The following is a 20849-nucleotide window of genomic DNA, read 5'->3' as shown; positions in this document are numbered from 1 at the left end:
TGCCGTCGGCTCAGGACCTCATACAGGTGGGGACAAAACGATCCTTATTGACCTGTGGGGAGCAAGAAAAACAACAGATGAAGAGAAAAAACATAATATTAACCGGTTTGTCATGCTGGGATCAATGCGCTCCGAAAATCCGGAAGCCGGGCCGGTTAAAATGCGTCACTATCTGGTTGCTAAAAAGCTCGCAGATGAGTATCTAAAAGAAAGCGGACTTGATTATACAATCGTACGTCCAGGCCCGCTAACTAACGATGAGCCAGAAGGCACGGTCTTAATAGAAGAAAGAATCGAAAACGCCAGCGGAAAGATTACAAGGGCGGATACAGCCCATGTACTAGCAGAAACGCTGGATAAGGAAAATACGATTGGAAAAACGTTTGATCTGCTTGGAGGAAGCACCCCTATCGAAGAAGCCGTTCGCAAAGTTTAAATACAAAAGTACCACGGGGCTGTCTCACAAACCCCTTAATTGGAAAACAGCTCGTTGTAAAATTTATATTTTACGACCGGCTGTTTGTTTTTTCTCTATTGGTTACCGATATGATTCTCATACTCCAACATTTTTAACTAAGCGTGCCCCTTGGTAACCATTCCGCTTCTCAATCCCCAGCATCGGTCATCAAGATAGCTCCTTGTTAACCGTTCTGCCTCGTTTACTCCAGCTCCGGTTATCCAGCCCCTTCTTTGATTACCACGCCCCCTTTTTTTCTAATACCTCGGGTTTTAAGGCGTTTGTTTGGTAAGGGATCTCAGGACGTGCTAATACCATCAGTGAACCTTTTTCGAATTACGTTGTTATTTATTTTCAAATGTCACAGCCAGGGCCGGGGAACATGGCAAAGGATTTGCCGTTGTTGCCGAAGAGGTGAGAAAACTTGCTGATGAATCAAATACATCGGCAGAAGAAGTGAAATCTATTTTAACGAGGCTGACAGAAGAGACAGAAAAAGTTCACGTTACCGTTGCTCATTCGAAAGACGTAACAGCAGGTCAGCAGGACACTGTGGATCAAGTAAAAACATTCGAGCAAATAAAAGAAACCGGAGATGCCGTTTCTATTGTGGTAAAAAGACTGCTTGAAGAAATTCCAATGATGGAAGAAAGAAGACAGGTTGTTGAAGATGCTATTTCCCGTATGGCTTCTGTCTCTCAATCGAATGCCGCCTCAGCAGAAGAAGTGAACGCTTCCATTGATGAACAGCAGCAGGCCATGCGGTCAGTCGCTAGTTCAGCTGAAGCATTAAATGAAGAAAGTGAAGCATTAACTTCTTTCATTGAACAATTTAACATAGAAGAAAGCCACGAAGAAATTGGTTTAGAAGAAGAAAACAAGCGTCCTGAATAAGGGCGCTTTTTTCAATAAATCGTTATAAGTTGTTTGTGTACATGGCATAGTAAACATTTATACTAAAAACGAAGCTTACAATATCTCTCGCCCCTTTTTTAAAAAGGGCAGCTTGAACATACGTGTGTGTTCGTGAGAAACTATACATATCAAGGTGTATACGCAGGAGGGTTAGCAGATGTCCAAAAAACGCAAACGGTTTCTAATGCGTTCATCCATATTAAGTGTGTTAGCTATTTTAATTGGATATGTTTTTTATACCAATTTCATAACTGGAGAAGAGTCCGCTATTGAAGAGGGTGATACAGCACCTAATTTTATTTTGACTACCATGGAAGGGGAACAAATAGAACTTGAAGATTTACGCGGCCAAGGAGTCTTTTTGAATTTCTGGGGCACTTATTGTCCGCCCTGTGTAGATGAGATGCCTTATATGGATAATCAATACCAGGATTTTAAAGAAAGAGGAGTAGAAATACTGGCGGTAAACGTAGGAGAATCTGATCTTGCCATCAAACGTTTTGTTGATCGTTTAGGCTTAACCTACCCTATATTAAAAGATAAAAACAAAAATGTAATGGACCGTTATGGTATAGGTCCTCTTCCATCTACGTACTTAATAGATGAAAACGGGGAAGTGCAGCGTATACTAACCGGAGCGATGACGGAAGAAGACATTAAAGGCTATATGGAAGAGATCGAACCATCTTAATAGCACTACTACCTTTATGGTGCCGCCCGAATAAACGGGAGGCATTTTTCTTTGTCCTTGCGAAATGGATACAGAGAGCTGCCAACAGGCTGCCTTTCTCTTGAAGAAGGAATAGTGTCACTTTTTGTCGAATAGAGAGAGTGTAATTGTTAGATAATTGCAATGTGATAATAAGATGAATGCAACAGCCATGTACTATGATAGAAGTTGGACTTAATTAATAGACAGAAAGGAGTGAGCGCTCATCGAACGTATAAGAATGATTGCTATTTTGGTTTTTATCGCTATCTTGATACATAATATAATGGCCTCAGGTTTCGTACATGCAGAGGACAAAGCAGCGGCGCAGCTGTCTTTGCATAGTGAAACAGCTGTACTAATGGATGCTGATACGGGCCAGATTTTATATGATAAAGAAGGGGATAAGCAGATGTACCCTGCCTCCATCACAAAGATTGCAACTGGAATTATGGCTATTGAAACAGGGTCTCTCGATGAAAAAGTAACAATCAGCAAGGAAGCCACGGAAGTAGACGGAACGTCTGTTTATTTACTTGAAGATGAAGAAATGGAGCTCAAGCAGCTGATTCAAGGAATGCTGATTAATTCCGGCAATGATGCGAGTTCCGCAATTGCAGAACATATTTCTGGATCGGAAGAAGCATTTTCCAAAGAAATGACAGAGTATATGGAGAAAAAAACAGGCATTGAAAATACATCTTTTACAAACCCACACGGTCTGCATGGACCAAATCATTATTCTACCGCCGAGGATATGGCGGTAATCACGAGGTATGCTATGCAAAATCAAGTTTTTCGTGATATTGTCTCGACAAAAGAAATGCATTGGCAAGGAGAAGGCTGGGAAACAGACCTTCGTAACCATCATCAGCTGCTTTGGGATTATGAAGGAGCAAATGGTGTGAAAAATGGATATGTAACGCAAGCCGGGTTTACCCTCGTAACTTCCGCAAAAAGAGAAGGGCGGGAGCTGATCGCTGTTGTGATGAAATCAGGAAACAGCGCCCAGGCCTATGAAGATACAATCGCACTGCTGAACGTAGGTTTTGATGAATTTGAAGAAAAAAAGCTAGAAGAAGGCGAGCGTTTCGAATCTCCAGACGGAACTTCCTATATCGTGCCCAATTCAAGAACCTACTCTGTTCGAAAACATGCGGAGGTTGATTTTCAAGTCAATAATAAAGGACAATTAACTGGAGAAGATGAAAATGGCCGCATCATCTATACAACCTATTTGTCACAAGAAAAGGGCAAAGGCTCTTCAGAAAAAAAGAACACTACTGAGCCATCAGCATTAGAAACAGAACGTGACAATCAAACGGAAAGAGAACTGGCTCAGCAATATTGGAAGTCGTGGCCGGAATCGAGCTATATTATGGCAGACATCATGAATTACCAATTAAAGCATATATTTAATTTTAGTAATTTGCAGACGGAGGATGCTTCATAAAATGGAGACGGCAGAAAATGTAAAATAGATGAGCAGCGTGCAGTGTGTATTTCTACCATTGCCGGTATGTGAATAGTGTTAAATAAAACAATGTTCATCTGGTATGTTTTCTCCAAATGGTCCCCCGTTTAGAAGGGAATGTGCTTTACCGCTTACTAGGGCTTTCTTCCAGCGGCATTGGTAAAAGTCGGGAGATGATCAATTGGAAGAGAATAAGAAATTGCCAGATGACATTACGCTCACAAGTGTTTGGAAAAGCTTTGGCTTGTTTGTGGTCGTTGGAATTGTCATCATCTTAATTTTTCACGGCGAGGGACGTATTGCGCATTTACAGCAATTATGGCTCACAGATGCTGCTTTCATGGAAATACTGATTGGGGCAGGGGTCGGCGTTGGTTTTACAGGCCTTATTACACTACTGTATTATCTTACTAACCTGTCGCTGCCAAGAAATGAATATACCAGGCTCATTAAAAGGATGCTTTATAAAAAATACGGTATATTTACAATTGCTTTTGGAGCAGGCATTTCAGAGGAAATTTTATTTCGGGGCGCCATACTTGGCGTTCTTATGAATTACTTTGGAGCAGTTCCTGCCCTTGTGGTCGTATCGATTGTATTTATGGCCCTGCACATTCCGCAGTACAAAGGGAGCGTTTTCATTCATGTTATTGTGTTTGGGATGGGAATGGTTCTCGGTGGATTATTTATTTGGACGGAAGCGTTATGGGCACCGATTGCTGCTCATGTAACCTATAATGGATTGACGGCATGGCTTATGAAAAAACAAAATCAAGCTCAAGCATTGGAAACTTAAAGGGTGAGCGGGCAAGGTTCGTCATGACGTTTTGTCATTAAGGAGACATGGATGGCAGTTGCTGGACGAACAGCTTAGAAACCCGCACGTGATGGTTGTCGTGCAGTACGTAGTAATGGAGATAAGATACGTTATTTTGATAAATCCCTTGCGAAATGAAGATGTTGCAAGACATTGAATCCGTTATTTGCAGTTAATCAAGCGAAAATCATTCATTTCGCACCTAATAAGAGAATATATGTCCGCCGAACCTCCTGAAGTCTCTATTTTTAGCGAATTGGCGGAACAAATATCATCGTAAAGCCCCTTGAAACATAAAGGCTGGCCCAATACTTTTGACCAGTCCCTGCATAAAAAAGAAACAGTGCTCCTTTTTTGGTCACTGTTTCTTTTGATGATTTTGCAGGCGCAGTGATGCTTTCTGCCATTCTTGCTCAGGCACAAGATAATAACTTATCCCATCCTGCATCTCATTTTCTCCAGCTAATTCGAATGAGCGTGAATATTGCAGGGCGGAACGATAACTGGTAAATAGAGTTGTTATATCATCCATTGTCAAGTTCGTTTTTATATTTTCGCCAAGAATATTTAACATCTCCCGTCCATGCCAAAGGTTTTCCATGGAACGGGCTTTTTGAAGAAGTGCTTTTAAGACTTGCTGCTGTCGTTCGTTTCTTCCCAGATCACCGCGTGGATCCTTTTTCCGCATCCTTACGTAATCAAGAGCACGTTCTCCATTTAATTCGATCAGCCCTTGATCGTAATGATGGGTTTTCGTATTTCCGACATTATTCTGGGAAAAAGCAAATTTGTTGTCTACTTCCACTCCTCCCAGCGCATCCACTATATCTTGAAAACCTTGCATGTTCGCTTCTACTACAAAATCAAAGGAATGCTGCAGCTGCTGCTCGGCTGTTTCCTTTACTAACTTTGTTCCTCCGTAGCTGTATGCGTGGTTTATTTTCTCTGGTTCGTCCCTGCCTGGTATAGGTACCTGCGTATCTCTTGGAATATTAAACAAAAGCATGGATTTATCCTCGGGGTTAACAGAAACGCTCATAATAACATCAGCAAGCCCTGGTTCACCAGGGCGGTCTCCAACGCCGACAATCAGAAAAGAAACAGCACCTTTAAGAGACGTATTTCTAGCGTGTATTGGCTCTCCCACTTCCTCTGTATAGCTCTGGTTCATTTTGTCAATATTATCGGATGCTGCATCGTAAAGGTAATAAGAATAGCCAGCTCCTGCGATAAGGACCGTAAAAAAGACAGTGATAAAAATGACAAGTGCAGCTTTCCACATCGCAAGGCAGCTCCTTTTCTGAATCGTTTATACTGATTTTTCCTGAACGGAGGTCACTTTTTTAACGACAAAAATAAGAAAGACTCCTGCTATAAAATATATCACTTCAGATGCGATAAAAGAAGGTAATTCTCCTTGAAGCTGTTCAAATGTTTCTTCTTCTGCGCCAAGATTGCCGGGAATAGATAATAGGTAAGAGCTCCAAAATAAAATCCACCAGGCATAGATCAGCCATACTTTCGGTTGAATCTCACTTTTCTGCACTTCTGAAGCCCGATTTGTTCCGCCTTTATGCAAGTGAATTAAAGATAATAGTGGAAGCACTAAATTTACGAGTGGAATAAGATAAAAAGAAACCGACCAGCCAGGTGCATAAATGGTACCTTCATACTGAAGAGCCCTTCCATTTTGATGAATTCGGTATATCCATAGTAGAAAGATTAAAATGGATACGATAAAGAAAAAGGTTTTCGGCAGGTGAACACCTACTGCTACTGCAGCTACCTTGGCCATGTCCTGGGGTGCCAAATTTTCAAAGGTATCATTGGCACTATACTGGTTGTATGTATTCCATTCGATCACACTGCCGATGATAGAAGCAATAGAAAATACAAGACAGATAACGATAAAAGTGATTACCCATTTCGATAGTTTTTGGGGCGGTTTAAACGTATAATCTTTTTCCATGTTGTTTCCTCCTAGTGAAATATATGTATGATTTAGAGATTCGAAAGAGCAAGAGTGCTTGCGCTTTTCATTATCCATGAATTACTTTAGGAGAAAAGCATGTATTTTACAAGCTAAAAGCGATGGCATTCTCCTGAAAAATTATGAACGATGGCCGGGTGGTGCTTTCTGTTCAGAAAGCATAAACTGCTTTACAATAAAAGAAAAATGACAGAGAAAAAGGGAGAGAGTTTTGTGGAAGTCAAAATGGCAGACTTACCAGGAATCGGCAAGAAAATGTCGTTTTTAACAGCAGAAGGAAGCATGGTAGTTCTTGTTACTCATCACACGGGTAAGCGGGAACTATACTTTTTTACAGACCCGGATGAAGATGAGGCGGATTTTTCCATGGAACTTACGTCAGATGAAACTCGTGAATTAGGAGCTCAATTACTAGGTGCTGTCTTCCAGCCAGTGGACAGCGACAAAATGAAATTATTCAGAAGCAAAATTGTAGTAGAATGGGTAAGTTTAAAAGAAGGCACTACCTTTGCCGGCAAAACAATTGGTGAAGCGGAAGTAAGAAAAAAAACAGGGGTTTCCATTGTCGGTATATTTCGCGATGATGAAGTTATCGCCAGTCCAGGGGTGAAGGAGACACTTCAGGTAGGAGATACTGTAATGGTTGTGGGGAAAAGCAGCCAGATTTCAGAATTTGAGGATTTAGCAGAGGGGGAGGCGAACTAAAGAGTGGAAGCTCATGTGCCAGAATTATTCGCGGCAGGGCTTATTCTTCTAGCGATGTTTGCCATCGGATTTATTGGCTTGAGGTCGAAAATCCCTGATGTCATATTATTTATTATTGTAGGTATCGCAGTAGGCGGCCTGTTAGCCGATTCGGAAATTTTATATTTTGCTGGAGAAATCGGAATTGTGCTTTTATTTTTTATGCTTGGGATGGAATTTCCGATCAAGCAGCTGGCTGGGATCGCAAAAAGAGTGACACCGGCCGGCACGCTTGATCTGTTTTTAAATTTTGTATTATCGGTAATGATAGGTGTGCTATTTGGCCTGGATGCGTTATCTGCTCTTTTTATAGGCGGGGTATTATATGCGACCAGCTCATCGATCACCATGAAAATGATGGAAAATACAAAACGTACGGCAAATCCGGAGTCGGAATTTTTACTTGGTGTGCTTATTTTTGAAGATTTAGCCGCTCCCATTATGGTAGCCGTTCTAGCGGGTCTTAGTGCTGGAGAAGGCTTAAGTGGACTGGAATTTGCCTGGCTGCTTGGGAAAGTAGTTCTTCTTATCATTTGTGCTGTGTTATTGGGACGATTCCTATTTTCTAAGCTTTCGAGGTTTATAGAACGAAACGCCGGATCGGATATCTTTCATTTACTTATTATAGGAATTGCTTTTACTTACAGCGGTCTTGCTATTAATTTGGATTTATCAGAAGTACTGGGAGCTTTTCTTGCAGGTATTATGCTGGCTGAAGCTAGAAAAAGCAGCAAGATGGAACCGCTCGTATTACCGGTTCGTGAATTGACGCTGCCGTTGTTTTTTCTTTGGTTCGGAACACAGATAGAGATTGGAAATGGGATTTCCTGGCCATGGCTTTTAACCGTGCTTATTATTTGGTCTGTTTTGGCCAAGCTTCTTGTTGGAATGGCTGGGGGAAGGATGTATGGTTTGTCAGCCAGGGTGTCTTTTCGAGCCGGCCTGTCTTTTACCCAAAGAGGCGAGTTCTCTATTATTATTGCCAGTCTTGCTGCGGCAGAAATCATGGCTTTCAGCAGTATCTTTATACTCTTATCAACATGCATTGGGATATTATTGTTCCTTTACGCACCGGCTATGACAACAAAGGTTTACGGAAAGAAAAAGAAACCAGAGAAAGTGAGGGTGCCTGGTACTTAAATAGTATCTTTAAAAAAATTAACCATCAGGTAATTGACATATACACTTCGTTGGCGTTATATTCTACCATGTACTATTTAGAAGTAACCTCGTTAGGTGAGGCTCCTGTACGGAGAAACGCTGCTGCCCAAAAATGTCCAAAGACGCCAATGGGTCAACAGAAACCATCGATATAAGGTGGTTTTTAATGCAGCTGGACCTGGCCCTATGCCGTACAGTGCTAAAGCTCTACGAATGGGGACGTGTATGGTCATGCCTTTGTCAGGAAACAGCACGCCCTTTCATCTCAAGAGGGCGTGCTTTTTTTGTTGTTTAGGAAATTATATTTTTCGAATTGTGAATAACTATCTCCCTACTGTTTGATTAGCGTCCAACTTCAGCGCCCAGACTCTCGGGGTTAAATAACCTCCAGTCATTAAAGGAAAGAGCGCCTTTATTGCCTGGAGAACATTTACCTGTCGAGGCTTACCAGGGCGCTTGCACTTTTGTTCTAAGGTATATAATTTTGCGCTTTGATGTCCAGCTTCAGCGCCCAGCGTCTCGGAGGCCCAAGTTAATTAGGAACTTCTGCTAAAAATGTGAACGTCCTGTTCACAACGCAGAAATCAGTACTTCCTGTACAAAGCAGTTCGACGTTGTCACAGGACGTATTTCCACAGGGGAAGTGGTGACTTCTACGTTGCACTTTCGTCGCCAAAAACGCCACGTCCTGTGGCATTGGCGACATTAGTACGTCCTGTGCGTCGACTTGTGCGAATTTAGTAGAAGTTCACTAATGTTAGCCGAACATCATTTAAACCAGGGCGCTTGCGCTTTTCTTTTTTTTTGCAACACCTAATCGTCAGTTAGCACATCCTATATTACAAAGTGAGGTGAGGGGATTTGGATAGTTGTCCATACAGCAGGATGGACTGGTTGGGATTACAACGCAAAGATTTAGGCAATAGAATAAGGAGAGGTCCATATCCCCTGCGTCTCACTGGGATGGCGTAGATGAAAGGATCTCTCCAGATGGAGGGATGCCCTGTGGTCGAATTAAATGAGCAGACAAGAGAAGAATATATGGATCAGATTATAAAAGCCGCGATGAAAGATGAGATTGATAAATTTCGCGAGCTGTTTTTAGAGCTTCACCCTGCTGACCAAACCGATGTATTTCTTCATTTAGAAGAACCGGAACGAAAACGGGTATATGAATTTTTAAGCCCAAATGAATTCGCAGAAATTTTTGAGGGCTTAGAAGTCGAGGAACAAAAGAATATAGCGCTGGAGTTAAATGATCATTATGCGGCAGAAGTGTTTAATAATATGTATGCCGATGATGTTGCAGATTTTTTAAATGAGCTTCAGCAGGATAACGTCAGTGATATTTTAAAGGCTATGGATGTTGAAGATGCCGAAGACGTAAGAGAGCTGCTGGGTTATGAAGAAAAAACTGCCGGCGCGATAATGACAAAGGAATTTATATCTATTAAAGCCTCTGATAATGTAGGCGATGTTATTGAGCTGCTTCGTCAGGAGGGTCCTGACGCAGAGACTATTTATTATTTGTATGTAGTAGATGAACAGGACCGCTTGGCCGGTGTTACTTCTATTCGTGACTTGATCACCTCTATCTCTACCGAAAAAATTGAAAACATTATGAGTACGCGTGTCGTATCCGTCCACGAAAAGACCGATCAGGAAGAAGTCGCTCACCTCATTCAAAAATATGATTTTCTGGCTGCACCGGTCGTGAATGATGATAACTTGCTGCTAGGTATTGTAACAGTAGATGATGTGTTAGACGTCATTGAAGAAGAAGCAACAGAGGATTTAGGAGAAATTACAGCAGCAAGAGGATCAACGGATGTTACGTTAACATCGTTCCAAGCTGCAAAAAAACGAGCTCCATGGATTATTATGCTGATGTTTTTCGGTTTATTAACTGCAGAAGTGATTGGAAGATTTGAAGAAACGTTAGAAACAGTGGTGCTGCTTGCAGCATTTATTCCAATGATTATGGGTTCGGCTGGGAATACGGGTACGCAGTCTTTAGCAGTATCCGTTCGAGCTCTAGCAACAGGGAGTCTGGAAAAGCGGGGATTATGGAAAACAATTATCCGTGAATTCTCTACTGGACTTTTAATAGGGGTAATGGCCGGAGCAGTCATCACTTTATTGCTTGCTATTTTTTATGGAGACCTGCTGCTTGGAGGAATAGTCGGTGCTTCGATTGTATTATCACTCGGAATGGCAAGTGTAATCGGCAGTACGATTCCATTAGTTATTAACAAACTGAAATTAGATCCGGCTATTGCATCAGGACCTTTTATTACTACTTTAAATGACCTTATTAGTTTAATGATTTACTTTACTGTTGCTACCTCTTTACTCCAATATTTATAATATATCAGCGGCGGATGCAAAAGTTAGCTCCGCGGCTGATTTTTTTATTGTTTAGGAAATTATTTTTTTTACAAGTTGTGGATAACTATCTCCATATTGTTTGATCCGCGTCTAGCTTCAGCGCCCAGCCTCTCGGGGTTAAATAACCTCCAGTCATGAAAGGCAAAGAGCGCCTTTCATGACTGAAGAACATTTACCTGTCGAGGCTGATCAGGGCGCTTGCGCTTTTGTTCTTTACAAGGTTTTCACTCAGGGCGTACAATGAAGGTAGATAAAGGAAAGGAGGAAGGGAGATGGAAGAAAAGTTTGACTCTTTTTTCAAACAAGAAGGACCCTTCTATCCAGTTCAGGGCTTTCAAATAGACAGTTGGAAGCGTGCTGTACAAGAGGTTATAAATGAAGTAGTCACAGAAGTGTTAAAATATAGTCAGAAACATCGGACGCCGACTCTTTTGACAGAGGTATTTAAAGAAAAATGGCAAATGTTATCGCCATTGTGGTTCCGGCATGATACCTCCTATTATTTGTGGCTGGTTCATATTTCCGGATTTCTGCTGCCTTTCCTTGAAAAGGAAACAGGTAATTTAGCGGGCTGGATTCAATACAGACAATATCCAAAAGCATGGAGCCGTCAGCATTTTACTGTTCCTATTATTAAAGAAGATCCATATTTAACGGTGTATGTTTTTGAAAAAAACCCCAAAGTTTTACAAAACGCAGCGAAAGCAATGGCTTTCACTGCTTCTTACAGCAGCAGTGAGCCCCCTGAAATTCTCAAGCTGCGTTCGATGGAAAGCGGACGGACCGCGATTTACCGTCTCACATATACAGATAAGCGAAAGCAGGGCTGAAATGATCAGAACCCTGCTTTTTTGTTGTTTAGGAAATTATGTTTTTACAAGTTGTGGATAACTATCTCCATATTGTTTGATCCGCGTCTAGCTTTAGCGCCCAGCCTCTCGGAGGCCCAAGACGGTTTAAGGAACTTTTGCTAGAATCACGAACATCGTGTTCGCAATGCAAAAGTCAGCACATCCTGTGGAAGTAAGAGCGCCTTTCATGACTGGAGAACATTTACCTGTCGAGGCTGACCAGGGCGCTTGCGCTTTTGTTCCACTGTCAGGAAAGTATAAAATTTTATTTTTGAGCCGTTACCACAGGACTTGGCGTCTTTAGGCGGTTTCCTTTAAAACGCGACAAAATTGAGTTTTGCTATACGTTCGAAAAGCTTACGCTTGTTTCTTATTTTTCTTTCAGGATAGATTCAACAAGGTGGCGGGGAGAAAACTCGTTTCCTGTAACCCAGCTCATGACAGTACTTTTTGCCAGCAGCTTCTCGGTTATTCTTTTGCTGTTATACCCCTGGCGCTGAAGAGCTCTTGTTTGTTTAGAAAGGTCTAGAAGAAAGTTAAGCTTTGCCTGCAATGCCTCTTTTCCTTTTCTCACAATCCCCGCATGACCGCAGAATACAGTCTCAATTTCGCATTGAAGGATGGTCTTTAGCGATTGAATCATCTGCGGGACCGAATCTTCTTTCATCCCATATCGAAGCTTTTTTGCTAAAAACAAGTCTCCGGCAAACAGCCACTTTCTATTTGGATCATACAAGCTGTAATGATCGGTTGAATGCCCCGGAGTGTGAATAAGAAGGAGCCTGCCGTTTCTGTGCTCCACATACGGGTCAGTGGTCGTAAGAGGAGTGAAACGATTTATGTCTTTTCCCCAAACTACCTTTCGATATAAAGGGAGATGGAAACCTTGTTTTAATACCGAAGCTGTTTTTTCTCCGCTCCAGATCTGAAGCTGATTGTTTTTCTGTAAAAAGCATGCGTTTCCGCTATGGTCTTCATGGTAATGAGTAAGAAAGACTTTATCAGGCTGTTTTGCCTGTACAAATTTTTCAATGTGCTTTCTTGCACGAGGAGGCCCTGTATCAATCAGGACCCCTTGATAAAAATACACATGATAAAAAAAAGACTGTCTTCCAATTTTTATTTTTCCTCTTGCTGCCTGCAGGTCATGATAATGTTTATCCGGCAGTACGGTCTTTTTTACAATCATACATTTCCCTCGTTATTGTTTGATTGGTGGAGCGGACGGGGTGTTTAAAAGACTTTTTAAGACCGATCGGTTCGTTATGATATCGTCAAGTGTATAGCTATCAAGAACTTGCAGATAAGCTTTCAGTGCTTCTTGTAAAACCCCTCTTAAACGGCACTGGCCGGTGAGAACACAAGTGCTCTTTTCAGGGTTAAAGCATTCCACTAATTCTAAATTGTCTTCGGTACGGCGTACCACCCAGCCAATATTTATTTCCTCTGGGCTTTTTGCTAATCTTATTCCGCCGTTTCTCCCTTTAATGGACTGAATGAGACCGAGTTTTACTAATTCATGTCCGACCTTTGTTAAATGATTATAGGAAATCTGGTAAGCAGATGATATCTCTTTAATACTGGCAAGCCTGGGATAATCAACCGCTGCCAGATAAATTAACATGCGTAAAGAATAGTCTGTGTAAGAAGTAAGCTGCATGGTGAACGCTCCATCTACGTTAGGTTTTGTATGTAATATATAATATCATATTTACACGAAATAGATATATGAAGATGAAAAACATGCATTTTGTATGCTTTTTTTATGATAAGATAAATCATGTATTGGAAATGCATATTAAATGTTGGGGGTATTTTTGATGAGTCAAAGTAAAACAGCATTACATCCAAAAACAATGGAAACGGTGAAAGCGACAGCTCCTATTTTAGAAGCAAGAGGAGCAGAAATTACCACTCACTTTTATAAAAGAATGTTCGAGAGAAATCCAGAGCTGTTAAATGTATTTAACCAAGTGAACCAAAAAAAAGGCCGGCAGCCGCAAGCCCTGGCAAAATCTGTACTGGCCGCGGCCAAAAACATTGATCAGCTGGAAAACATACTGCCCGTCGTAAACCAGATTGCTCATAAACACCGCAGTCTTCAAATTAAGCCGGAACAATATCCAATTGTAGGGGAAAATCTGCTTGCTGCTATGAAAGAAGTTCTAGGAGATGCAGCGACAGATGATGTGCTTGCTGCCTGGCAAGAAGCATATGGAGTCATTGCAGATGTTTTTATTTCGGTGGAAGAAAAAATGTACGAAGAAGCTGCACAGAAGTCCGGCGGATGGGAAGGATTTCGAGCGTTTACGGTCGACAAAAAAGTTCCTGAAAGCGACGTCATTACTTCATTTTATCTGCGCCCTGCAGACGGAGGAAGTCTTCCGTCATTTGAACCGGGCCAATACATAACGTTGAAAGGGGAAATACCAGGAGAAGAGTATTTACACCTTAGACAGTATTCATTGTCTGATATGCCTGGTAAAGATTACTTTCGTATAAGTGTGAAGCGGGAAGAAGGAGGAGAAGAATTTCCGGATGGCATTGTTTCCAATTATCTTCATCATTCCGTTGCAGAAGGAGATATATTGGAGATAACCGCTCCAGCCGGTGATTTCTATCTTCAGCCAACAAACCGTCCGGTTGTTTTAATCAGCGGCGGCGTAGGAATTACTCCGCTCATGAGTATGTTTAACAAGCTTCTCGAAGAAAAAAATCGTCCTGTTACTTTTATACAAGCAGCCCAAAACCGCGCTCAACATGCCATGCATGCCCATACAACGAAAGCAGCGGATGAACATGAAAAGGTATCTTATCACGTATGTTACGATGCTTTAACGAAAAAAGATAATACAGATCCTTATGTTCAAAAAGAAGGACATATTGATAAAGAATGGCTGAAATCTCTGCTGCCTGAAGAAGAAGCAGATTACTATTTCTGTGGTCCGCTGCCTTTTCTTCAAACTATCAATCAATTGCTGAAACATGAGTTTAATGTTTCAGAGGACCGCCTGCATTTTGAATTTTTCGGCCCTGCGACTGATTTAGAAGCTAACTAAATAGTGCAGTTCCACCCTTTTAGTTTGACTTGAAAGCTGTTAGGGAATCTAGTCAATGAATAGAGGAGAAAGGGTGGGGCAGCATGCGTACTATTTGGAAACGACTGCTTCTCATCTCTCCGGCTGCGGCAATGATTTACGGCATAATTAAGCCGCTTCCTAAGGGACTGGCGATGAGAGGAAAAAAACATAAAGCAAAAGATTTACAATTCTTGTATAACCTCTGGTATGAAAAAGAGGAGCCTGTGTGGGAAAATGATCTATATCTTAAAATTTTAAAGATAATAGAAGAAGCGGAATCTTTTATCGTTCTTGATCAGTTTCTGTTTAATGACTATCATCGCAACGATATTGAATACCCAAGAATTGCTGAAAATATAACCGAAGCATTAGTGGAAAAAAAGAAATCATATCCTGATATGAAAATTGTGTTTATTACCGACCCGGTTAACACCGCCTATGGGGCGCATGAGTCTCCCCATTTAAGCAGGCTCGAAGCGAACGGGGTGGAAGTCATCATGACAGACCTGCGAAAAATTCGGGATTCCAATCCGATCGTAGCTGGGTTCTGGCGAGCTTATTTTCAGTGGTTTGGGACCAGAGGGTATGGATGGCTTCCTCATGCTATGAGCCGGAAACAGCCTTCCTTAACGCTTCGTTCCTACTTAAAAATGTTAAATCTAAAAGCGAACCACCGCAAAATAGTTTATACGGACCGAGAAGCGCTGATTTCCTCTTTTAATCCTCACGATGCAAGTGCGTATTTTAATAATATCGGCTTTGCAGCAAAAGGAAATATTGTTGATGATGGCCTTGAATCCGAACAAGCAGTTGCGGCGTTCAGTGGAGGCACTGTATTGCCAAAACGGACAAAAAGGATGAAAAAAGCAGGCGCTTCTACTGCTGAAGATGACGCAGCTATTCAGCTTTTGACAGAAGGCGACGCGAAAAGAGGCTCTCAAATTAATTAATGAAACCAGGGCAGGCAGCAACATTCACCTGGCAATTCTATACTTATCGGATACGAAAATTATAAAAGCCCTGTTAAGAGCACACAACAGAGGGGCAAAGATAAGGATCATTTTTGATCAGAATATGGAAGCGTTCGGTCAGCGAAAAAACGGGATCCCAAACAAGCCGGTGGCTTATGAGCTTATGAAAAGTAAGAAAAAAGATCTGGATGTCCGTTGGTATGAAACGAAAGGCGAGTAGTTTCATACGAAGCTGCTTTTGATTGAGAATGAAGAAAAAGTGGTGGCGCTTGGAGGTTCTGACAATTTCACACGCAGAAATCTAAAAAATTATAATTTAGATGCCAGTGTGCTTGTGGTAGGAACAAAAGAGACGCCTGCTTTAAAAGATGCCCAAGTTTTTTTCGACCGGATCTGGTTCAATAAAGATACCCTCTATACTTTTCCGTATGATGCTAGAAAAAATGCTTTTTTTTGGTTGAAATTTATATATTACCTCCAAAAACTAACAAATACGTCTACGTATTAAAATTTTGTATCTAGAGGGGATGTCTCAAAAGCAAGGGGCATCCCCTTTTATCGTGTGATTATGTCCTGTTTCTCCTTCGCCAAACAAGGGGGTTGAAACCCGAGGTATTAGAAAGAAATGCGAAGTGGTAACCAAGGAAGGTTCTTGAAACCTGTATTTGGAGACAGCGAGTTGGAACGGTACCAAGGAGGGTGCACGAAGCCCGAGGTTGGAGGAAGTAGGTTGGAACGGTAATCAAGGATGGCTCTTGAAGACCGGAGTCGAAGGAAGAGAGGAAATTCAGTAACCAAGCAAGAATCTTGAAAAAGATTTTGGAGTCCCAGTTACTTGCATTAAAGGGTTTTGAGCGAGGTCCTGCCCTAAGAAGGAAGTTTCACATCGAGCATTGCTGCCATCTTCTGAAAAAATGCATAAAAAGAAAAGTAAACAAAACAGCGGGTCAAGTTTTATTTTCACGACCCGCTGTTTACCATACAAGTGCTTTTGAGGCAGCTCCTTCGTTTTCTATTTTCTTTTTTCGTTTTTACTTTTAGAAGAGACGGAAGAGGAGTCTCGAGAAAAGTCATCAATCTCTTCTTCTAATTCATCCAAAATTTCTTCTTTCATTTCTTTCATTTGGCGCTGGTGTATTTGTTTTCTTTCTTTCTTCAAGTCTTGTGTAAACATTTTAAACATCGAGAAAACCATCACAGTCATAATAATAGAAAACGGAAGGGCAGCAACAATGGAAGCAGTTTGAAGCCCTTCAAGCCCATTCGACAATAGCAGCACAGAGGCTGTACCTGCAATGAGGACCCCCCACGTAATTTTTGTGAATAAAGTCGGGTCCAGGCTACCTTTAGAGGTCATTGCTCCTAGTGTATAAGAAGCAGAGTCTGCTGATGTGATGAAGAAAATCAGAATTAATACTAATGCCAGACCGTTTGTCAAACCTCCTAACGGGAATTCCTGCAAGGTTGCAAATAATGCAAGTTCGACTGTGTCATTAACGATTCCAGCAATAGGAGCTATTCCGTTCATTTCAAGATTTAAGGCCGCTCCTCCAAATACGCTGAACCAAATAACAGCTAGCAGTGAAGGAACCAACAGCACTCCTGCGATAAATTCTCTGATGGTTCGTCCTCTTGAAATTCGGGCGATAAACATCCCCATAAATGGAGCCCAGGAAATATGCCAGGCCCAATAGAAAACTGTGTTCGTACCTATCCAGGTACTGTCCGTGAACGGAGTCATCGTTAAGCTCATCGGTACAAATTTTGAAATATAAGCACCAAGAGACGTTGTCACGCTTTCCAGCAAATAAATCGTCGGCCCTAGAAAAATAACAAAGATTAGAAGCAGGCCGGCAACGGTTAAGTTGACGATACTTAGATAGCGGATCCCTTTATCAAGGCCGGAGGCTGCAGAAGCCATAAACAGTATCGATACAATTCCGATAATAATCAGCTGAGTGGCAGCATTGTTCGGCAGCCCCGTAAGATAGGAAAGCCCTCCGCTGATTTGCATTGCGCTTAAACCAAATGTAGTAGCAACCCCTGTTGAGGTAGCTAATACAGCAAGAATATCAATGCTTTGGCCGATTTTGCCGCGGACCCGGTCTCCAAACAATGGATAGAAGGCTGAACTGATTAGTGCCGGCTGGTCTTTTCGGAACTGTACATACCCAAGGGCAAGGGCTACTAAAGAAAAGATGGCCCATGGATGAAGAGCCCAGTGAAATATACCATAATTGAGCCCCAGCTGCGCGGCTTCTGCCTGGGTTTCAACATCTTGATCGAGCGGCGTGTCAACATAGTAAAGAACTGGTTCTGCTACTCCCCAAAATACAAAGCCGACCCCAATTCCCGCTGAAAACAGCATGCCCAGCCAGGCATAAAAGGAATATTCAGGCTGGTCTTCTGGTTTTCCCAGTCGAAGTTTTCCATACGGACTAAGCGCCAAAAATATAATAAAGGTTACAAAAAAAGCTGCAACCATCATGTAAAACCAGCCAAAGGTTTCAATTGTAAAATCAAGGGATGTCGCCGCAACACTGGCCAATTGATTCGGCCGGACAAATCCCCATAATACAAATAAGAATACAAACACGGCTGATATAATAAAAACTATTCCAGGTTTTTTTGTACTGTATGTATAATTGCCTGTTCCCAAGTAAGTCACTCCTAAGTAGATAATAAAACGGATTGGTCGTCTGCCATTTTGGAAATTCTTATCAAGCAAGCCCTATAAGCAAACGCTTTAATTGCTTTCTTCAAAACGTTTTAAATCGTTTTTATGACCGATAACTATTAAAACGTCATTTTCAAATATTTTGTCGTCTGCCATAGGAGATATGTTGATATCTTTTCCTCTTTTTATTCCCAAAATGGTTACTCCAAATTTTGCACGGATATTTAGTTCGATTAATGTTCGGTTATCCATAAAACGGGGGGCAGCAATTTCAACAATCGAAAAGTCATCGGAGAGTTCAATGTAGTCAATAACCTTTTCCGATACGAGATGCTGTGCGATTCGGTTACCCATATCATGTTCTGGATGGATAATTTTATCTGCACCAATTTTGTCGAGAACTTTGTGATGATAATAATTTTGGGCTTTTACCCAGACAGAATCAATGCCCATTTCTTTTAGAAGCAATGTGCAAAGAATGCTGGCCTGAAGATTATCTCCAATTGCGACAATTACATGGTCAAAATTTGTAATTCCCAAGCTGCGAAGCGCTTTTTCATCCGTTCCATCAGCTACAGCACTGTGGGTAGAATCGTTTACAATCTCGTTTACTTTTGTTTCGTTGACATCAATTGCAAGAACATCATGACCAAGCTTGTATAGTTCTGTGCTGACACTGACGCCGAATTGTCCCAGCCCTATGACTGCAAATTGCTTTTTCACAGCATTGTCTCCCTCCTGGTTCTCCTGGTTCTGCTTTGTTTCCAAAAACGAGCTAGCTGTTCCATTGGTGTTTCAAGCCAGCCCGGCTTGCGTTTTTCTTATTGTAATGTATCTCTCGTGTTTAGTGTTTGTCAATTATCCATTTCATTACAGAAAATTTTCATTTTTAATGAAGGACAGAATCGGATTGAAGAGGGGATGTTTTTAGAAAATAGGCTTCCATACAATGACGGGTCTGGCGTTTTAGATTAGCATTTAAGTAACTGCTCGATCCTTCATGCCCTCTACACACATAGCTGTAGCGTGAAAACATGCCGTCGTTCTCTTCGAAGGTGACGCGGATTTGCTTTTGATGCATGTACTGTTTAATATGGCGCATATCTTTGTGCAGAAGCCGTAATGCTTCTTGGACCATGTCTAAATAAGGATCTTTCACCTTAAAGGACCCGGTTTCAAAAAGCTGAAAATCTTTTTCAAGAACTTTTTTAACAAGAGGAAGCAAAATGAAGTAATGAATCATAATATGTTCTTCTTCTTTTATTTGCATAGCCATCCCTCTCTCTTTTTCGAACGTTTGTTTGTATTTTATTATACCGAAAAATTTCTCTAATATACAAGTGACGTTTTTTTCCTTCATTGGTGATCCCTTTTAGGAAAACTCGGCTTGCCGCCGTGTATAAAGGAAACCGCCTAAAAACGCTGCGTCCTGTAGCAATCCTGTACGTTGGAAGCCTTAGTCTTTACTTATACTTTTATTCCTTTAGCAAAGTTAAACTTTTTAAAGGATAAGAAAAAAGCTGAGATCAGTTATTTAAATGGACCAGCAACATACGTTATAATATAAGAAAGCGCATACAAAAAAAGATTAAAATCGAAACAGCGCTTTTTTAAAGAGAAAATAGCGACGTGGGGGTACACATTCTGTGCTCGGTGTTTGAGTCCTGCGGAGGGGCGGGTCACCCCTGCCGAACCGCTCATAAAAGTCAGAAAAGTTTGATTGCGACTGCCTATGGTCAAGTAGTGGAGCACCTGTCTGCTGTAACACTTAGAACGGATACGGCAATTAAAGGAAGTAAATGTCCCAGATAAGCCGGAAAAAGAAAGTAAAATAGCACAAGAAGGACGGAAAAACTGCAGCAGCCGAAAGAGAAAAAGCAGGAAAAAAGAAGTTTATGAAGAAGTTGTAAAGAAGGCTGAAAAAGCCACCCGGTACACACCTGACAAAAAGCCCGCAGCGCTGAAGAGAATCAGCAGAAGGTCGAGGAAGCCAAGGAGAGCAGGAAGGAGCGTACCCCGTTACGTGACCTGACTAAACGACTACAGCTGAGGAAGAGTCTCGTAGTTGGCTAGAGTTTTTGAAGAAGAAGCAAGAAGGTCGAGGAAGCCAAGGAGAGCAGGAAGGAGCGTACCCCGTTACGTGACCTGACTAAACGACTGCAGCTGACGAAGAGATTCGCAGCTTATTCTTCAAAAACCAGATTCTTCAAAAACAGGATAGAAGCCCGCATTTATACAAGAACTATCACATATAAATATAACAAACACGCTAAATAGTGTCCTGTAATATAATAAAAAAGAAGCCACCCACACAAGAAAAAATTGTATTTTCCGGCCGCTCCTCAAACAATCAAAAGCCTAAATGCTTTCCTTGTACCATAGGAGACACAAAAGCATTAGAAATAAGCGGCAGCAGAATAGTCATCAAGAGGGTTTCCTTAGAAAAGGAAGAAGCATCAAAGCCAGCCGTATACCCTAAGAAAAGAAGTATAAAGAAAGATGTAAGCAGAAAGCGTTTAGAGGAAGCGCCATGCGGGTATGTTGTCAGTAAACAAACACATGCTTGAGCCCGGGCCAGTACTTCATGCGCGCGTCGCCCGCCAAGGACAGGACAG

Annotated in this window: 20 protein-coding genes and 1 riboswitch; of the genes, 13 read left to right on the top strand and 7 right to left on the bottom strand. The window is 41.6% G+C overall.

The features are described 5' to 3' along the window. Positions 1 to 40: 40 nt before the first annotated feature. The 5 genes from ACE1TI_RS03365 (at position 41) to ACE1TI_RS03345 (ending at position 4351) form a co-directional block, all read left to right on the top strand. Complete coding sequence (locus ACE1TI_RS03365) at positions 41 to 436, top strand: NAD(P)H-binding protein (protein ID WP_375006255.1); 396 nt, start codon at positions 41 to 43, stop codon at positions 434 to 436. Between the two features lie 435 nt (positions 437 to 871). After that, positions 872 to 1351, top strand: a complete 480-nt coding sequence (locus ACE1TI_RS03360; protein ID WP_483860638.1) for a hypothetical protein — start codon at positions 872 to 874, stop codon at positions 1349 to 1351. A 178-nt stretch (positions 1352 to 1529) separates the two neighbouring features. Next, positions 1530 to 2063: a thiol-disulfide oxidoreductase ResA gene (gene resA, locus ACE1TI_RS03355; protein ID WP_375006168.1), complete on the top strand. Its 534-nt coding sequence runs from the start codon at positions 1530 to 1532 to the stop codon at positions 2061 to 2063. Positions 2064 to 2322: 259 nt separating this feature from the next. Continuing rightward, positions 2323 to 3534, top strand: a complete 1212-nt coding sequence (locus ACE1TI_RS03350) for a D-alanyl-D-alanine carboxypeptidase family protein (RefSeq protein ID WP_375006167.1) — start codon at positions 2323 to 2325, stop codon at positions 3532 to 3534. 202 nt (positions 3535 to 3736) lie between these two features. Beyond that, a complete protein-coding gene (locus ACE1TI_RS03345; protein ID WP_375006166.1) occupies positions 3737 to 4351 on the top strand; it encodes a CPBP family intramembrane glutamic endopeptidase in 615 nt (204 codons plus the stop codon). Positions 4352 to 4730: 379 nt separating this feature from the next. Here ACE1TI_RS03345 and ACE1TI_RS03340 read toward each other — a convergent pair whose 3' ends face one another. Then, positions 4731 to 5654 carry an LCP family protein gene (locus tag ACE1TI_RS03340; protein ID WP_375006165.1) on the bottom strand — a complete coding sequence of 308 codons (924 nt, stop codon included), beginning with the start codon at positions 5652 to 5654 and terminating at the stop codon, positions 4731 to 4733. Between the two features lie 27 nt (positions 5655 to 5681). Beyond that, on the bottom strand, positions 5682 to 6341 hold the full coding sequence (locus ACE1TI_RS03335) for a DUF4328 domain-containing protein (RefSeq protein WP_375006164.1): 660 nt from the start codon (positions 6339 to 6341) through the stop codon (positions 5682 to 5684). A gap of 234 nt (positions 6342 to 6575) precedes the next feature. Between ACE1TI_RS03335 and ACE1TI_RS03330 the strand changes: the two genes are divergently transcribed. The 4 genes from ACE1TI_RS03330 (at position 6576) to ACE1TI_RS03315 (ending at position 11485) form a co-directional block, all read left to right on the top strand. Next, the gene (locus ACE1TI_RS03330) at positions 6576 to 7067 is read left to right on the top strand and encodes a cation:proton antiporter regulatory subunit (RefSeq protein WP_375006163.1); all 492 of its coding nucleotides are present in this window, start codon (positions 6576 to 6578) and stop codon (positions 7065 to 7067) included. A 3-nt stretch (positions 7068 to 7070) separates the two neighbouring features. Beyond that, a complete protein-coding gene (locus ACE1TI_RS03325) occupies positions 7071 to 8246 on the top strand; it encodes a cation:proton antiporter (protein ID WP_375006162.1) in 1176 nt (391 codons plus the stop codon). Between the two features lie 81 nt (positions 8247 to 8327). Next, positions 8328 to 8492, top strand: a riboswitch (M-box (ykoK) riboswitch). Positions 8493 to 9272: 780 nt separating this feature from the next. Further along, positions 9273 to 10634, top strand: a complete 1362-nt coding sequence (gene mgtE / locus ACE1TI_RS03320; protein WP_375006161.1) for a magnesium transporter — start codon at positions 9273 to 9275, stop codon at positions 10632 to 10634. A 293-nt stretch (positions 10635 to 10927) separates the two neighbouring features. Continuing rightward, the gene (locus tag ACE1TI_RS03315) at positions 10928 to 11485 is read left to right on the top strand and encodes a hypothetical protein (RefSeq protein ID WP_375006160.1); all 558 of its coding nucleotides are present in this window, start codon (positions 10928 to 10930) and stop codon (positions 11483 to 11485) included. A 391-nt stretch (positions 11486 to 11876) separates the two neighbouring features. Here ACE1TI_RS03315 and ACE1TI_RS03310 read toward each other — a convergent pair whose 3' ends face one another. Both ACE1TI_RS03310 and ACE1TI_RS03305 read right to left on the bottom strand, forming a co-directional pair. Continuing rightward, a complete protein-coding gene (locus ACE1TI_RS03310; protein WP_375006159.1) occupies positions 11877 to 12695 on the bottom strand; it encodes an MBL fold metallo-hydrolase in 819 nt (272 codons plus the stop codon). 12 nt (positions 12696 to 12707) lie between these two features. After that, the gene (locus ACE1TI_RS03305; protein WP_375006158.1) at positions 12708 to 13166 is read right to left on the bottom strand and encodes an RrF2 family transcriptional regulator; all 459 of its coding nucleotides are present in this window, start codon (positions 13164 to 13166) and stop codon (positions 12708 to 12710) included. A gap of 160 nt (positions 13167 to 13326) precedes the next feature. Between ACE1TI_RS03305 and hmpA the strand changes: the two genes are divergently transcribed. The 4 genes from hmpA (at position 13327) to ACE1TI_RS03285 (ending at position 16065) form a co-directional block, all read left to right on the top strand. Beyond that, the gene (hmpA, locus tag ACE1TI_RS03300) at positions 13327 to 14565 is read left to right on the top strand and encodes an NO-inducible flavohemoprotein (RefSeq protein WP_375006157.1); all 1239 of its coding nucleotides are present in this window, start codon (positions 13327 to 13329) and stop codon (positions 14563 to 14565) included. 83 nt (positions 14566 to 14648) lie between these two features. Then, complete coding sequence (locus ACE1TI_RS03295) at positions 14649 to 15536, top strand: phospholipase D-like domain-containing protein (protein ID WP_375006156.1); 888 nt, start codon at positions 14649 to 14651, stop codon at positions 15534 to 15536. After that, the gene (locus tag ACE1TI_RS03290; protein ID WP_375006254.1) at positions 15532 to 15777 is read left to right on the top strand and encodes a phospholipase D-like domain-containing protein; all 246 of its coding nucleotides are present in this window, start codon (positions 15532 to 15534) and stop codon (positions 15775 to 15777) included. The genes ACE1TI_RS03295 and ACE1TI_RS03290 overlap by 5 nt, the downstream gene beginning before the upstream one ends. Before the next feature lie 18 nt (positions 15778 to 15795). Next, positions 15796 to 16065 (top strand): phospholipase D-like domain-containing protein, encoded by a 270-nt coding sequence (locus tag ACE1TI_RS03285; RefSeq protein ID WP_375006155.1) that lies wholly within the window; start codon positions 15796 to 15798, stop codon positions 16063 to 16065. Between the two features lie 504 nt (positions 16066 to 16569). Here the strand turns inward: ACE1TI_RS03285 and ACE1TI_RS03280 are convergent. The 3 genes from ACE1TI_RS03280 to ACE1TI_RS03270 all read right to left on the bottom strand — a co-directional run bounded on the left by ACE1TI_RS03280 (position 16570) and on the right by ACE1TI_RS03270 (position 19594). Continuing rightward, positions 16570 to 18216 (bottom strand): BCCT family transporter, encoded by a 1647-nt coding sequence (locus tag ACE1TI_RS03280; protein ID WP_375006154.1) that lies wholly within the window; start codon positions 18214 to 18216, stop codon positions 16570 to 16572. An 87-nt stretch (positions 18217 to 18303) separates the two neighbouring features. After that, on the bottom strand, positions 18304 to 18957 hold the full coding sequence (locus ACE1TI_RS03275) for a potassium channel family protein (RefSeq protein ID WP_375006153.1): 654 nt from the start codon (positions 18955 to 18957) through the stop codon (positions 18304 to 18306). Positions 18958 to 19123: 166 nt separating this feature from the next. Beyond that, a complete protein-coding gene (locus ACE1TI_RS03270; RefSeq protein WP_375006152.1) occupies positions 19124 to 19594 on the bottom strand; it encodes a YhjD family protein in 471 nt (156 codons plus the stop codon). Positions 19595 to 20849 lie beyond the last annotated feature (1255 nt).

Origin of the sequence: Alteribacillus sp. JSM 102045 (genome assembly GCF_041949975.1) — a bacterium.
In the GTDB taxonomy this organism is placed as follows: domain Bacteria; phylum Bacillota; class Bacilli; order Bacillales; family Marinococcaceae; genus Alteribacillus.
This window is presented reverse-complemented; position numbering and strand designations above follow the sequence as displayed.

What these genes read in the sequence shown, in the direction of transcription:
- resA (WP_375006168.1), top strand. Translation starts at nt 1,530, where the DNA reads ATGTCCAAAAAACGCAAACGGTTTCTAATGCGTTCATCCATATTAAGT.
- ACE1TI_RS03350 (WP_375006167.1), top strand. Translation starts at nt 2,323, where the DNA reads ATGATTGCTATTTTGGTTTTTATCGCTATCTTGATACATAATATAATG.
- ACE1TI_RS03340 (WP_375006165.1), bottom strand. Translation starts at nt 5,654, where the DNA reads ATGTGGAAAGCTGCACTTGTCATTTTTATCACTGTCTTTTTTACGGTC.
- ACE1TI_RS03335 (WP_375006164.1), bottom strand. Translation starts at nt 6,341, where the DNA reads ATGGAAAAAGATTATACGTTTAAACCGCCCCAAAAACTATCGAAATGG.
- ACE1TI_RS03315 (WP_375006160.1), top strand. Translation starts at nt 10,928, where the DNA reads ATGGAAGAAAAGTTTGACTCTTTTTTCAAACAAGAAGGACCCTTCTAT.
- ACE1TI_RS03310 (WP_375006159.1), bottom strand. Translation starts at nt 12,695, where the DNA reads ATGATTGTAAAAAAGACCGTACTGCCGGATAAACATTATCATGACCTG.
- ACE1TI_RS03305 (WP_375006158.1), bottom strand. Translation starts at nt 13,166, where the DNA reads ATGCAGCTTACTTCTTACACAGACTATTCTTTACGCATGTTAATTTAT.
- hmpA (WP_375006157.1), top strand. Translation starts at nt 13,327, where the DNA reads ATGAGTCAAAGTAAAACAGCATTACATCCAAAAACAATGGAAACGGTG.
- ACE1TI_RS03295 (WP_375006156.1), top strand. Translation starts at nt 14,649, where the DNA reads ATGCGTACTATTTGGAAACGACTGCTTCTCATCTCTCCGGCTGCGGCA.
- ACE1TI_RS03270 (WP_375006152.1), bottom strand. Translation starts at nt 19,594, where the DNA reads ATGAAGGAAAAAAACGTCACTTGTATATTAGAGAAATTTTTCGGTATA.